The organism is Pseudohongiella sp. (genome assembly GCF_040877505.1).
In the GTDB taxonomy this organism is placed as follows: Bacteria; Pseudomonadota; Gammaproteobacteria; order Pseudomonadales; family Pseudohongiellaceae; genus Pseudohongiella.
Genome location: NZ_JBBDNQ010000042.1, coordinates 94,976 through 108,244, shown reverse-complemented (window position 1 = coordinate 108,244; position 13,269 = coordinate 94,976). Strand labels below are relative to the sequence as shown.

At 57.1% G+C, this 13,269-nt stretch carries 12 protein-coding genes; 5 read left to right on the top strand and 7 right to left on the bottom strand.

The features are described from left to right. The first annotated feature begins 1 nt into the window (after position 1). The 3 genes from WD071_RS15565 to WD071_RS15555 all read left to right on the top strand — a co-directional run bounded on the left by WD071_RS15565 (position 2) and on the right by WD071_RS15555 (position 3,887). On the top strand, positions 2-214 hold the full coding sequence (locus WD071_RS15565) for a hypothetical protein (protein ID WP_368049315.1): 213 nt from the start codon (positions 2-4) through the stop codon (positions 212-214). 157 nt (positions 215-371) lie between these two features. Beyond that, positions 372-2,417 carry a TonB-dependent receptor plug domain-containing protein gene (locus WD071_RS15560; RefSeq protein ID WP_368049314.1) on the top strand — a complete coding sequence of 682 codons (2,046 nt, stop codon included), beginning with the start codon at positions 372-374 and terminating at the stop codon, positions 2,415-2,417. Positions 2,418-2,438: 21 nt separating this feature from the next. Beyond that, positions 2,439-3,887 carry a PepSY domain-containing protein gene (locus tag WD071_RS15555; protein ID WP_368049313.1) on the top strand — a complete coding sequence of 483 codons (1,449 nt, stop codon included), beginning with the start codon at positions 2,439-2,441 and terminating at the stop codon, positions 3,885-3,887. Between the two features lie 147 nt (positions 3,888-4,034). On the opposite strand, the gene WD071_RS15550 is transcribed toward WD071_RS15555, so the two are convergent. The 6 genes from WD071_RS15550 to WD071_RS15525 all read right to left on the bottom strand — a co-directional run bounded on the left by WD071_RS15550 (position 4,035) and on the right by WD071_RS15525 (position 10,992). After that, positions 4,035-4,751: a DUF3450 domain-containing protein gene (locus WD071_RS15550; protein WP_368049312.1), complete on the bottom strand. Its 717-nt coding sequence runs from the start codon at positions 4,749-4,751 to the stop codon at positions 4,035-4,037. 129 nt (positions 4,752-4,880) lie between these two features. After that, entirely contained in the window at positions 4,881-5,840 is a 960-nt protein-coding gene (locus tag WD071_RS15545) for an ABC transporter ATP-binding protein (RefSeq protein ID WP_368049311.1), read from the bottom strand. Next, on the bottom strand, positions 5,837-6,892 hold the full coding sequence (locus tag WD071_RS15540; RefSeq protein ID WP_368049310.1) for an ABC transporter ATP-binding protein: 1,056 nt from the start codon (positions 6,890-6,892) through the stop codon (positions 5,837-5,839). The genes WD071_RS15545 and WD071_RS15540 overlap by 4 nt, the downstream gene beginning before the upstream one ends. Next, positions 6,889-8,289, bottom strand: a complete 1,401-nt coding sequence (locus WD071_RS15535; protein ID WP_368049309.1) for an ABC transporter permease subunit — start codon at positions 8,287-8,289, stop codon at positions 6,889-6,891. The genes WD071_RS15540 and WD071_RS15535 overlap by 4 nt, the downstream gene beginning before the upstream one ends. A gap of 24 nt (positions 8,290-8,313) precedes the next feature. Next, a complete protein-coding gene (locus WD071_RS15530; protein ID WP_368049308.1) occupies positions 8,314-9,246 on the bottom strand; it encodes an ABC transporter permease in 933 nt (310 codons plus the stop codon). Between the two features lie 6 nt (positions 9,247-9,252). Further along, positions 9,253-10,992 carry a peptide ABC transporter substrate-binding protein gene (locus WD071_RS15525; protein ID WP_368049307.1) on the bottom strand — a complete coding sequence of 580 codons (1,740 nt, stop codon included), beginning with the start codon at positions 10,990-10,992 and terminating at the stop codon, positions 9,253-9,255. Positions 10,993-11,324: 332 nt separating this feature from the next. On the opposite strand from WD071_RS15525, the gene WD071_RS15520 reads away from it, so the two are divergent. Continuing rightward, the gene (locus WD071_RS15520) at positions 11,325-12,530 is read left to right on the top strand and encodes a hypothetical protein (RefSeq protein WP_368049306.1); all 1,206 of its coding nucleotides are present in this window, start codon (positions 11,325-11,327) and stop codon (positions 12,528-12,530) included. Positions 12,531-12,603: 73 nt separating this feature from the next. Here WD071_RS15520 and WD071_RS15515 read toward each other — a convergent pair whose 3' ends face one another. After that, complete coding sequence (locus tag WD071_RS15515) at positions 12,604-12,930, bottom strand: hypothetical protein (RefSeq protein ID WP_368049305.1); 327 nt, start codon at positions 12,928-12,930, stop codon at positions 12,604-12,606. A 108-nt stretch (positions 12,931-13,038) separates the two neighbouring features. On the opposite strand from WD071_RS15515, the gene WD071_RS15510 reads away from it, so the two are divergent. Next, positions 13,039-13,254: a DUF1653 domain-containing protein gene (locus WD071_RS15510; RefSeq protein ID WP_368049304.1), complete on the top strand. Its 216-nt coding sequence runs from the start codon at positions 13,039-13,041 to the stop codon at positions 13,252-13,254. Positions 13,255-13,269 lie beyond the last annotated feature (15 nt).

Genomic DNA, 13,269 nt, shown 5'->3' with positions numbered 1-13,269 from the left:
TATGGAAGTGTTCATTTTTATCGTGTTGATTGTACTGATCACACAGTTCTTCGATTATCGCAAAAGCATGGCCAAGCTCAATGCCAAGGTCGGCGAAGTCAACGAAGGCCAGGTGCAGAGAGAGCTGGATAACGTGAAGCAGCGGCTGGCAGTGCTGGAGCGCATCGTGACGGACAAGAATTATGACCTGAATGAGGAACTGGGCAAGCTGTGACGGGCAGATGACCTGATTCAGCGGAAACCGCGTGAAACGGCGTTTTGTTAACAAAACGTTAACGTTACACCAACCGTTATCTAACTAGTGCTTTCGCGTGTTTCCTGCTCTGCTGCTGTACCTTTACGGTTTTTATCATTGCCGTAAAGGATGACCTATGCCTGCCACACCCATGCCTGTCACCAAGAGATCCGTGCCTGCATCTACACACTGCCTGAGCGCCCTGAGTCTGCTCCTGCTCGCGACTGGCAGCACTCAGGCCCAGCAAAGCACTGATGCTCCCGCGCCTCAGGAAATCCTCATATCCGAGCGCAGCATTGAAAACACCCTGCCCATGGAATTGGCCAATTTTGGTGTTGACCTTGAAGTGGTAACCGAAGAGCAGATTCGCGATCACGCATTTGTCGACGTTGCCCAGTCCCTGGAAATGCTGGTGCCCGGCCTGCACCTGACCACGCAGGCCGGCGCCTTCAGTTACGTCAATGTACAAATGCAGGGTTCGCGCAGCAGCGACATTCTGTGGACCCTGGACGGCGTGCGTATCAACAACCGGCTCTACAACAGCACCAGCCCCGCCGACACCCTGCCCTCCAGCATGATTGAACGCACCGAGGTATTAAAGGGCAGCCACGGCCTGATGTATGGCACCCAGGCCATTGCCGGCGTGATCAATGTGGTCACCCGCGGTTTCTCAGAAACCACGGATGGCAACGTCACCGTGGGCACCGGCAGCGATGGCCTGCAACGCATCAACGGCTATGTGCGCGGCGCCCTGGGTCAGGACAGGCAGCACAAGATGGTGCTGTGGGCGTCAAAGGACAAAAGTGACGGTTATGAGATTTACAACAACTATCAACCAAGCGCGCAACCCACCGCAAGAGAGCGCAAGCGCAGTTACGATGTTGACAGTATCGGCCTGAAATACGGTTTCGATTTCACGCCAGACGTCAGCCTGAGCATGACCGGCATTCACACCCGCGCGGAACTGGGATACCCCAATGTCAGCCGGATGTCGATCAATGATCGCAACGAAGACATCGTCAGTGCCAAGCTTGACTACATCCCCAGTGATACCGCCAAATTTATTGTCAAAGCGTATTATCACGACTGGGACACGGACTATTACACACCACCGAACCCTTCAGACTACTGGGGTTACGAGGACATGGGGGTGTCTGCGGCTACCGAACTGTCACCCGGCGGCATTGTCGATTACCACCTGGGTTACGATTTCCAGACCTATACCGGGCAGGATGACTACCTGTTGATTGCCCGTCAGCGCGAAAAAGTGCACGCTGTTTATGGACAGGTGCGCAGCAACAACGACTTCTCCGAGCGCGCGCGATTTGCCGCTGGCCTGCGTTACAACAACACCGGCGGCAATGACTCCACCGTGTGGAACGCCTCGGGTGTCTACGACATCACGGAAAGCCTGTATGTTCAGGGCATGGTCGCCACCTCGTTCATGTTGCCCAGTGCAGAAAACCTGTACCGCATCCATTGCCCCAGCGGGGACAACTGCACTCACGGTAATGCCAGCCTGGCCCCCGAAGAAAGCGTGGGATACAACCTGGCTGTTGGCGGCCTGTTAACGCTGGCCCGGCGCGATCTGAGCTGGCAAGTGACCGGCTGGGACCGCCGCGTCGACAATCTGATCACGCGGGCGCCGATCCCGGTTGACGAACTGGATCAATACCCGGCCGGGTTCGCTCAGACCTTCACCAACATCAGTGACGAAGTCAAAGTCAGCGGCGCGGAAGTCCTGCTGCGTGGGCCGCTCAGCGATTCTCTGACATTTGATGTCAGTTACACCTACAGCAAAGAGATCAACCGCGGCACCGGTGAACAGATTCAGGACCGGCCACGGCGTCAATACAAAGGTTCGCTGGCCTACAGCTCGCCCATGCTGCCCTTCGGCGCCAATCTGGCGGTGAAATACGTGGGTGACAAGAACAGCGATGTAACCGGTTTCGGTGTGCAGGACTATGGCGACTACTATGTTCTGGACGCAGGCGTTCACGCCTGGCTGGATGATGCCGAACGCCACCGCGTAACCTTGCGGCTGGAAAACCTGCTCGATGAGGAATATGCAACGTCCATCGGGTCTGCGGCACTGACCGGCTCTGAGTCTGCCGAGCGTTTCGGCTGGCAGCGTCTGGGCGTGCCGCGAACGGTGCATCTGAACTACAGTTACTCGTTCTGATCTGACAGCAGACAATTAGCAATGCGAATCATACTGTTAATACATCGTTACCTGGCGGTGGCCGTCGGTCTGCTGATGACGCTGTGGTGTCTGTCAGGTTTTGTCATGATGTACCAAAGCTTTCCGGCACTGAGCAATGATGACCGCCTGGCAGGCCTGCAAACCCTGGACCTGAGTCAGTGCTGCGACCTGGCCGACTTTGCGCCACACGACGAAACCCCGGTGGGCAACTTCCGCCTGGAAATGTTGTTGGGCGATCCGGTCCTGCGCCTGAGTGGGCGGGATGGCATCAGCACGGTCAATCTGCGCAACGGCGAGTCTGTGTCACCGTTGGACGAAGCTGCTGTGCTGCAGGTAGCTCGCGAATTTGCCCAGGGCAATGACCTGGAGGGCACGCCAGAAGTAGCAGGCATTGTTGATATCGACCAGTGGACAATGCAAAGTGCTCGCCGCAATGCCCCGGCCTGGCATGTCACGCTGGGCGACCGGGCAGCGACCGAGATCTACATCAACGGCAGTTCCGGCGAGGTGTTTCAGCGCACCAATCGACGCGAACGGGTGCTGTCCTGGTTTGGCGCCATTCCCCATTGGCTGTACCCTACAGTGCTGCGACAAAACGGCCCGCTGTGGTCACAAATCGTGATCTGGACCTCGGTGCTGGGCACCTTCCTCGCCGCTACTGGTTTGTTTGTCGGGCTCAAGCGCCTGCGGCGAGACCGGCTGAGTAACAAACTGGCGTCACCCTATGTTGGCTGGTGGTACTGGCATCACATCAGCGGTCTGATCTTTGGTGTACTGGTGCTGACCTGGGTGTTCAGCGGCCTGATGACCATGAACCCGTGGGGCGCCTTGAGTGGCAGCGGCGGTGTTGATTATCGCGCGCAGATCACCGGCACCGCGCGCTGGTCCGAGCTGAAACAGTTTCTGCGTGCGATAGACAACGGCGATCACGCGCTCGAAGGCGGCGAGGTAACACAGATTACACCAGCGGTATTCAATCATGAACTGTTCCTGTTGGCACACACCGCAAATAACAGCAGCACACGCCTGAACAGCGGCGCACAGCCTGCCCCGCTCGCCAGCACTGACATTGAGGAGCGGGTGACACAGCTCGACAGCCCCGCCCTGGAAGCTGGCCTGATACATCAGGAAGACAATTATTACTACGGGCACAAGCGCGAGGTTGCGCTGCCAGTATATCGCGTCATCATGGATGACAACGAGCAGACCCGTCTTTATATCAACCCGGACACAGGCGCCTTGCGCAGCCTTGGCAGCACCGGGCGCTGGTCGCGCTGGATTCGCACCGGCCTGCACGACCTGGATTTCCCGGTACTGCGCCTGCGCCCGATCTGGGATATTGTGGTCATTGTGCTGTTGCTTGGGGTCACTCTGGTGTGTGCCACGGGCACCTGGATGGCGCTGCGTCGCATCCGTCGGGACTATCTCATGCTGCGGCGCTGGGGTTAATGCTGCGGCGCTGGCTAATGCTGCGGCGCTGAGGTTAGTGCTGCGGCGCTGGTTATGAAATCGCTGGCGCCATAAACCAGAACGCCCGCTGCTGATATACAGCGGCGGGCGTTGATGCTAACAATCCTGCAGATCAGAAAAGCTTGTTTACTGCGCGGCAACCGGTGCCGGCACCGGGATATCGAGCAGTTCCGGTGCGGTCAGACTGCTGGCCACGTTTGTTGCTGTGGTGATCGCCGACCGGTAATCTCCAGCTGGCAGCTCGACCCAGGACGCTGACGTCTTGTCCCAGACAGCGGTTGTGGTGCGATCTTCGGTCTGGTAAGCAAGCATCAGACGACCAATTCGAGTCATGGTCACTTCCTGCTCAACACCATCAACTTCCAGTGTGGTTTCGTAGGTATCCAGCGTTCGGCCATAGCCGCCTTCAGCCTGATACAAAGCAATCAGCAAATTGAGCTTTTGCGCCAGCGGTGCTTCCGGATTGTCTACCAGACCCCGAATGCGGGCGACTTCCTCACGACGCTCTTCCAGATCGAAGGGCAGATCGGACTCAACAAACGCTTCCATGCTGGACATCATGCGTTCAATAAGATCATTCAACGGCGACGTTTCTTCGTTGGAGATCATGGCGGCATATTCTATGGATTCCGCCATTTCTTCGATCAACTGCTCTTGCAGAGCAATCCGGTTTCGCAGCTGCGCGTTGGTCAGCGTCAGGGCTTCGAGTTCGGTATTGGCCTGTTCAAACTGTTCTTGCAGGGATTGTGCGCTTAACGGAGCACTCAGCACGGCAAACATTACCGCCGCTGCAGCCATAGGCATCGAAGCCAATGACCTGGAAAAGTATTGCAGGGACTTCATAATTATTCTTCCTCGTTGGGGAGCCCCATCTTAAAACAGATAAGGGGACGAAAACAACCCATCGCAGCCTACCTGCCATCGGTCTTTTTACTTATATCCTTCAGACAGTCAAATATGATGATAACAAGCCTACTGGTTATATAGATGACAGGCGACCAACCGGTCCGCATCCGCCAGCGGAATCAACTGTGGCGTCTGCTGGTGACAGACCGGCATCACTTTCGGACAGCGTCCGGCAAAACGACAGCCGGCAGGCACATTGACCGGACTGGGGATTTCACCCTGAATCGCGGTAGATGCGCGATGCCGCTCGGTGGCCGGGTCAGGCTCCGGATTGGAGGCAATCAACACCTCGGTATAGGGGTGCCGGGGATCAAAATAGACTTCACTGGCCTTGCCCAGCTCAACCAATGAACCCAGATACATCACTGCCATACGGTCGCTGATGTAGCGCACCATGGACAGGTCATGGGCAATAAACAACATGGTCAGGCCCATGGATTTTTTCAGGTCATTCAACAGATTGACCACCTGGGCCTGCACCGATACGTCCAGTGCAGAAATAGGCTCATCACAGACCACAAACTCGGGCTCCATGATCAGGGCGCGGGCAATGCCAATACGCTGGCGCTGACCGCCGGAGAATTCATGCGGGTAGCGGGACGCGTGCGCCGCGTTGAGGCCCACCCGCTCCAGCCACTCGCTGACCAGTGCCTGTTTCTGCGTTGCGCCCATCGGGCGGCCACGTAAACCTTCGGCAATAATTTCGCCGACTGTCATGCGCGGGTTCAGTGACGAATACGGATCCTGGAAAATCATCTGCATCTTGTGCGCCAGACGCTGGAAATCTGCTGACCGGTATCTGGCGGGCAACACCTCCCCCCGGTAAGTCAGGGTGCCGGACGTTTTGTCATGCAGACCCAGCAGGGTTTTGCCCAGCGTGGACTTGCCCGAGCCGCTTTCGCCGACCAGACCCAGGGTTTCACCTTCCTGAATACTGAAACTGATGCCATCCACAGCATGCACACGCTGGCCCCGACCCATGTCAAAGAACTTGGTGAGTCTGTCGAGTCTGACGAGTTCTGTCATACCGGCGCTCCTGCAGACGTCGCGGGCGCTGCTCGGTAAAGACCCTCGATGTCACGCTCTTGTTGCGGATGCTGCAACCAGCAGCGGGCATAGTGGCCCGGCCCGATAACAAACGGGGGCGGATTGTCACCCTGACACACCTGCATCGCCCACGGACAACGGGCACAATAGGCACAACCGATCGGAGGCGAAAACAGGTCAGGCGGGCTGCCCGGGATGGGCTGCAGTTGATGCGCGGCATCGGACCGGTTACTGGGCATGGCCAGTTTAAGGCCCAGCGTATATGGGTGCGATGACTTGTAAAACAGGTCATCGACGCTGGCGGATTCGACAATCTGCCCGGCGTACATCACCGCCACCTTGTCTGCCATGCGTGCCACCACCGCCAGATCGTGAGTGATCAGAATGATGGCCATGCCGGTTTCTTTTTGAAGTTCCTTCAGCAGATCCAGAATCTGTGCCTGAATGGTGACGTCCAGCGCGGTGGTGGGTTCATCAGCGATCAGCACGGCCGGTTTGCAGGCAATGGCCATGGCAATCATGGCGCGCTGCAGCATGCCTCCGGAAAACTCGAAGGGGTATTGCCTGGCGCGCTTGGATGCTTCCGGGATCTTCACCAGTTCCAGCAATTCGATGGCGCGGGCAAAGGCCTGGGAACGTGAATAACCACGATGCACTTCCAGCGTCTCCGCAATCTGGTCGCCAATGCGCATGGTCGGATTCAGTGACGACATCGGGTCCTGAAAAATCATGCCAATTTCATCACCGCAGATGGCTTTGCCATCCAGCTGTGACTTGCCCAGAAACTCCTTCCCCCGCAGTTTGGCCGAACCCGTGCGGATGCGACCCGGTGGCATCGGGATCAGCCCCATCACTGCCTGCATGGACACCGATTTACCGCAGCCTGATTCACCTACAATCGCCAGCGTCTGACCGGCATCGACACTGAAACTGACGCCTCGCACCGCCTGCACAATACCGCCGTAGGTGGCGAACTCCACCTGCAGGTTGTCAACGCTCAACAGTTTGTCATTGCTCTCGCGGGCGCTCATTCCGTGTTCCTCATCTTCGCATCCAGCGCATCACGCAGACCATCACCGAGCAGATTGAATGCCAGTACCGTGATGCTGATCATTGCCGCCGGAAAAATAAGTTCATGCGGATGCGTCAACATGGTCTTCAGACCTTCGTTGCACATACTGCCCCAACTCGCCGTTGGCGGTGCCACACCCATGCCGATAAAGGACAGAAAGGCTTCGGTAAAAATCGCTGCAGGCACGGCAAAGGTCAGCGTCACCAGAATCACGCCCAATGTGTTGGGAATCATGTGGCGCAGGATAAGATAGTTTTGTGAGGCGCCTAACAAACGGGCGGCGCTGACGTAGGCTTCTTCGCGAATCTGCAGAATCTGCCCCCGGACCAGGCGCGCGGTGGCCGGCCATGACAGAATGATCAGCGCGACCAGCATGGGCACAATGCCACTTTCGCCCGGACCGATGCCAAACACCACCTGAAACAGAATCATGAACAGCAGGAATGGCAACGCCACTACAAAATCGGCAAAGCGCATCATCAGCGCATCCACACGACCCCCGACAAAACCGGAAGTTGCCCCATAGATCACGCCGAAGGCAACAAAAAACAGCGGGGCCAGCAAACCGATAAACAGTGATACCCGCGCCCCGGCCATCAGCCGCGCCAGCATGTCACGGCCCAGGTAGTCTGTACCCAAAGGATGCCAGGACAGCAATACCTGGTCGCCGACGCGCAGCGAATCCGGGTCATCCACCAGGTTGCGCGCCGCAGCCTCGGCCACCGTGATCACGCGCCGCACCTCGGCGGTGACCGTTTCGTAGTTGCCGGTCAATTGCCCCAGCTCATCGATTTCCGCAATAGAGTAATAGTACGTTTCGGGGGACAGATCGAGCCGGTCTTCGTAGTAGTTCAGGTCAGGATTGCTGAGGGTCGCCAGCGGCAGGCCGAGACTCAGGTAACTTTCCGGCGGGTAGATGTTGCGAAAGACACGATACCCCTGAGCCCCGGGGATGACCTGCCATTTCAGTCTGACGCTCTGCGTATCCGGGTCGGACGCCAGCCACAGGTCTGCATTGGCGGCGGTTTCGCTGGTTGTTGTTTCGCTAAAGCCGTCCCACGCCACAAAAGGCTCGACGATGACAGCCCGCCGATCCGCGCCGGGTGCAATACTGATCTGGTCGATGTCCTGCAGCGCCGGGTTCACCTGCCACACCAGCGGGCCGATAAAGGTAAACACCATCAGGCCCACAATGATGCAGAGCGAGACAATGGCACGTTTGTTTGCCTTGAGCCGGCCCCAGGCGTCCTGCCAGTACGAACGCGAAGGTCGCACCAGTGCGGGCGCTGATGATTGTTCTGCCAGGGACTCAAAGTCTTCGGGCCGCAGTCGGCGAATGACCGGATTATGTTCCATGCTGCATCTGCTCCTGTGCGCGCATCACTGCAACCTGACTCGTGGATCAATCCAGCTGTACACCAGGTCAACCAGTATCACCATGAAGACCAGAAAGGCGCCGTAGAACACGGTCGTGCCCATGATCACGGTATAGTCGAGCTGCTGCACCGCCTGCACAAAATACCGGCCCAGACCGGGGATGGCAAAAACCAGCTCCACAACAAAACCACCGGTGGTAATGGCGGCAATGGCGGGCCCCAACACCGTAATGACCGGCAGCACCGCATTGCGCAGCTGGTGCCGGGTAAATATCCGGGTGGGGGTCAGGCCTTTGGCCTTGGCGGTGCGGATGTAGTCGGAACTCATGACCTCCAGCATCGACGATCGCATCAGACGCGTCATATAAGCCATGGTGCCCAGGCCCAGCACCAGGGCCGGCAATATCATGTGTGACACCGTGCCCCAGCCGGCCACGGGCAGCACGGATACCCCGGTCAGTGTGTTGATATTCACCAGACCCAGTTGACCCAGCGCGGCAAAGACGAAACTCGGGATGGAGATGCCCAGAATAACCAGGAACATGATGATGTAGTCCGGCAGGCGATTGCGAAACAGCGCCGTCAACGCCCCGAACAGGATGCCGCCCAGCGCGGCGAACAGCACAGCCAGTATCCCCAGGGTGGCCGACACCGGAAAGTGCTCGCGAATGATGTCGTTGACCTCGCGATTCTGCTGGGTGTAGGAAATGCCAAAATCGCCCTGCAGCATGTTGCGCATGTAGATGAAGTACTGCACCGTCACCGGCTGGTCCAGACCATAACGCGCCTCCAGGTTGGCGCGGATCGTCGCATTGGTCGCACGCTCACCGGAGAGCGGATCACCAGGAACATTGTGCATGCCAATAAAGGTTATGGTGGCGATAAACCAGACCGTGACCAGTCCCTGCAGCAGACGTTTAAAGGTATACCACCACATAGCAGATTATTCTCCGGGTTCGATCCAGGCATGGGTGAAATCAGTTTCCGCGCCAAACACATGCCGTACGATACCGCGCACCCGGGCGTCGGTTACATAAACGTAGCCCCGTTCGTAGTCGGGCATTATCACCACATCCTCCAGCAAGATGCGCTGTATTTCGCCGAACGCATCCAGGCGTTCCTGCCGGTCCAGTGAACTTTGCGCAATGCGCACCTGGGCGTCCAGCGCCGGATTGCTGTAGCGACCCCGGTTGTTCAGGTTCCAGGACGCAAACAGATCAGCAAAGGTCAGCGGATCGTTGTAATCCGGTCCCCAGCCGGAACCGACCAGATCAAAATCGCCGTCTGTCATTTTTTGCAGACGTTGCCGGAAAATCTGCGCATCAATCAGCAATTCTATGCCCAGATCGCGCCTGAACACTTCCTGATAGTATTCCGCCTGAATTCGGGCGACCGGCGTCTCGCTGGACAAGAACACCAGCGGCGGCAGCTCCTCCAGACCCAGCTCTTCCAGTGCCAGCGCCAGATGCTGTTGCGCCAGCGCCACGTTTGGTGGCGAATTCGGCACCGGGTATTCCTCACGGAACGGCCCGTCCATGCCCTGGATCCAGTTGGGGAACAGACTTTCACCGGGCAGATAGCCAGGCAGCTTGATGACCCGGTTGACCAGTTCGCTGGAGTCATGCACCAGGCTTAGTGCCTTGCGCAGGTTCCGGTTCGATGTCAGCCGCTCTGGCCGGTGATTGAATTCGGTATAAAACACATTCCCCTGCATGAACTGACCGAGCGACCAGCGTTGCAACATGGCCTCATCCAGCATCTCTGAGGTAAGATCGGCAATCACGATCTGGCCGTCCTTGAACAGATTGAGCAGGGTGTTGGAGTCCGAGGTCATATGAGCGTAGTTGATGCCGTCCAGCCTGATCCGGTCAGCGCCCCAGTACATCGGGTTTTTGCGTAGCTGCAGACTGGCGCCGTGCACCCAGCTGGTCATGATGAACGGGCCGTTGTAGAGCATTTCATCGGCATCGGCGCCGTAGCGACCATTGGTCTGGTGGTAGAAAGCTTCATTGACCGGCAGATAGGTGACATAGCCGACCATGCGATCAAAGTAGGCAATCGGCGTTTCCAGCGTGACTTCCAGGGTGAAGTCATCGATGGCTTCGACGCCGATCTCATCAATTGACATTTCACCATTATTGGCTTTTTCCGCGTTCAGAATGGGGTACATGATGAAGGCATACTGGGAAGCGGTTGCTGGGTCGAGCACTGTCTTCCAGGCGAACTCAAAATCGTGGGCGGTGACCGGCTCGCCATTGCTCCAGCGGGCATCTTCCCTCAACCAGAACGTGACCCGCGTACCTTCCTGCTCCCAGCGCTCGGCAACACCGCCTACCAGTTCACCGCTGGCATCGAAGCGCAGCAGACCTTCCATCACGTGATGCATCACCATGCTGCTGACCGCATCGCTGGAGCGCAGACTGCTCATTTGCGGCGGCTCTTCACGCAGATAGGTGGTGATGGTGTTGTTCTCCACATCAACTGCCATGCGGGACATACCGGCGGCACTGCTGGTCAGCCCGGCCAGTGCATTGAGCAGGAACATGGCCGCTACCAGCACGGCAACCGCCGCCAGGGCATAAACTGCCAGTTGCTTTCCTGCTGCCCGGGTCAGTTTATCGCCGGTGGCCTGAGTGACGCCGGTGGCCTGAGGAGTAAAGTCTGTGGGGTCCTTTTGCTTCATGTACCAGCAGATGTCCTGTAGGTCAAAATCACCAAGCCGCAAGCATACCCCAGCCTGACGCTGCGAGTCGATAGATGCCAGACGGCAAATTGAACAGGTTCATAGTTGCCCGGTCAATGCACGCGAAACAGGCCAAAAACGCTCATTTCCGGATGTTTTCTGCCCGCTTTTTACCCTATTCAGAGAGCATCAGTGCTGGATAAAATCGCTGAGTGGCGTAGAATACAGTTCTATAAATTGCCGTGACTGTCAGTATCGTGCGGCGGTATTCATTTCCGGGCCGGACCCGGGTTCATGATCCGGACAAGACAGCAAAAAAGAAGGACACCAACATGCGTAATTCACTGACTGCCAAACTTGCCATACTGTTTGCTGTAATCAGCCTGGTGCTATTCAGTACATCAGCCGTCTATGCTGGCTGGGGCGGCTGGAGTAGCTGGGGCAGCTGGGGCGCCAGCTCATGGTCCAGCTCGCAACACGGCAAATCTGATAAATCCGACAAATCAGGCCACTCCGATAAGTCGAGCAAATGGAGCAAGTCAGACAAATCTGATAAGTCCAAAGGAAAGTGGAGCAAATCTGACAGGTCAGGCAGATCTGACAAATCCGATAAATCTGACAAGTCAGGCAGCGGCCATGGCCACCATGACGATCCGGTAGTGACCATCATTGAGGGTAACTGCGCCATTTTCCGCGCCGGTCAACACACCGCAGTGGGCAGCGTCTGCCTGACCATCATTGGTGACACGGTGAAAGTCAACTACATCATGGAAAATGGCTGGGACCTGTCCAATCCGCACCTGTGGATAGGCGATACGCTGGCCAGCGCACCGCGCACCCGGAGCGGCAATCCGATTCCGGGACAATTCCCCTACAATGCCGATGTTGAAGGTGTAGAAGAGTATACCTTTGAAATCCCGGTATCCTCGCTCAACGTCAATGCTGACCTGCTGTGCACAGACGAATCAGTTCTGCTGGTGGGCGCCCATGGCGAAGTATCCAAGAACGGTAACCACGAGTCGGCCTGGGCCGGTGAGACGCGCTTTACCAAGAAAGGTAACTGGGCAACCTATTTCGGTATTGCACCGGACTGCGAAACGGCCGAACCACCGCCAGAGCTCCAGGTTTGTCAACTTTGGGAAGCCAGCGCGCTGTTCCCGGCTAATGAGTCAGCTACCACTACTCCGACGCTGAGTGCTTTACCTGTTGGTTCTGACATTCTGATCCCGGCAAGCCTGCTTGAGGTCGAGATGACAGCCACCTATGACGGGCGCAACGGCTCCTCACTGGGCGGTGCTGCTGTTATAACGGATCTGGGGCAGGACTACCGGATTACCGATGCAGAACTCTCTGTTCAGGGAGCCGGGGCGTCCCTGATTTCCTACGAAGCACCCAAAACGGCTGAAGGCGTTTACTCCTCAGGCGCAAACGTGGTTCCCTTTAACAACGAGGGCTATCCTGAAGGTAGCGACTTCACCCTGGTGGCACAGGTTAAGGTCTGTGAAATCGACCCCCTGGTGGAAGATGTTGCGAACTGAGTCCTGGTAATCGCCCAACAAAAAAGTCGCCAATTGGCGACTTTTTTGTTGGGCGATTACCAGGCTGTGACTGTCAAGGCACCCGCCGCATCTCCTGAGTATCGCCTTCCGTCGTCTGCCGCATGATATCCTGACCTTCGAACTCCACCCGGCTCACCACTTCCTGCCCCATGGCATTCAGGCGAATATGGTCGTCATCTACCCATTCATAGGGGAAACTGATACCAAATTCGCGCACTGTGACCTGCTCAACGCCGTAATTCAACGTCATCGCCTGCCCCTCAAACTCCGCTTGCCAGGCACCCTGAATCAAGACCTGTTTGGAAGGCCCGGTATTACTGGCACAGGCAACAGCCATCAGGCAGAGCGAGGCATATGAGATCAGTCTGTGTGCACGCATTGGTATATCTCCCTTTATTAGCGCTCGTTTGATTCCAGCAGCGAGTGTAATAGACTACGCGCCATTACACTATGCCCCTTTCAATGTATGCAAAACGGAATGATTAATATGACTGAGCTCAAGCCGGGTGTGTATCGCCACTACAAAGGCCCGCTATACGACGTCATCGGCGTCGCCCGGCACAGTGAAACCGGGGAATCACTGGTTGTCTACCGCCCCCAGTACGGAGAGCGTGGCCTGTGGGTACGACCTCTGGGCATGTTCACCGAGCACGTCAGCGTTGATGGCCACAGCGTGCCCAGATTCGACTACACGGGTAAGTAAGCGCGGGCAGCTGCT

Excerpts from the sequence above, each read along its gene's own strand:
- WD071_RS15565 (WP_368049315.1), top strand. The coding sequence starts at position 2 with ATGGAAGTGTTCATTTTTATCGTGTTGATTGTACTGATCACACAGTTC.
- WD071_RS15560 (WP_368049314.1), top strand. The coding sequence starts at position 372 with ATGCCTGCCACACCCATGCCTGTCACCAAGAGATCCGTGCCTGCATCT.
- WD071_RS15555 (WP_368049313.1), top strand. The coding sequence starts at position 2,439 with ATGCGAATCATACTGTTAATACATCGTTACCTGGCGGTGGCCGTCGGT.
- WD071_RS15550 (WP_368049312.1), bottom strand. The coding sequence starts at position 4,751 with ATGAAGTCCCTGCAATACTTTTCCAGGTCATTGGCTTCGATGCCTATG.
- WD071_RS15545 (WP_368049311.1), bottom strand. The coding sequence starts at position 5,840 with ATGACAGAACTCGTCAGACTCGACAGACTCACCAAGTTCTTTGACATG.
- WD071_RS15540 (WP_368049310.1), bottom strand. The coding sequence starts at position 6,892 with ATGAGCGCCCGCGAGAGCAATGACAAACTGTTGAGCGTTGACAACCTG.
- WD071_RS15535 (WP_368049309.1), bottom strand. The coding sequence starts at position 8,289 with ATGGAACATAATCCGGTCATTCGCCGACTGCGGCCCGAAGACTTTGAG.
- WD071_RS15530 (WP_368049308.1), bottom strand. The coding sequence starts at position 9,246 with ATGTGGTGGTATACCTTTAAACGTCTGCTGCAGGGACTGGTCACGGTC.
- WD071_RS15525 (WP_368049307.1), bottom strand. The coding sequence starts at position 10,992 with ATGAAGCAAAAGGACCCCACAGACTTTACTCCTCAGGCCACCGGCGTC.
- WD071_RS15520 (WP_368049306.1), top strand. The coding sequence starts at position 11,325 with ATGCGTAATTCACTGACTGCCAAACTTGCCATACTGTTTGCTGTAATC.
- WD071_RS15515 (WP_368049305.1), bottom strand. The coding sequence starts at position 12,930 with ATGCGTGCACACAGACTGATCTCATATGCCTCGCTCTGCCTGATGGCT.
- WD071_RS15510 (WP_368049304.1), top strand. The coding sequence starts at position 13,039 with ATGACTGAGCTCAAGCCGGGTGTGTATCGCCACTACAAAGGCCCGCTA.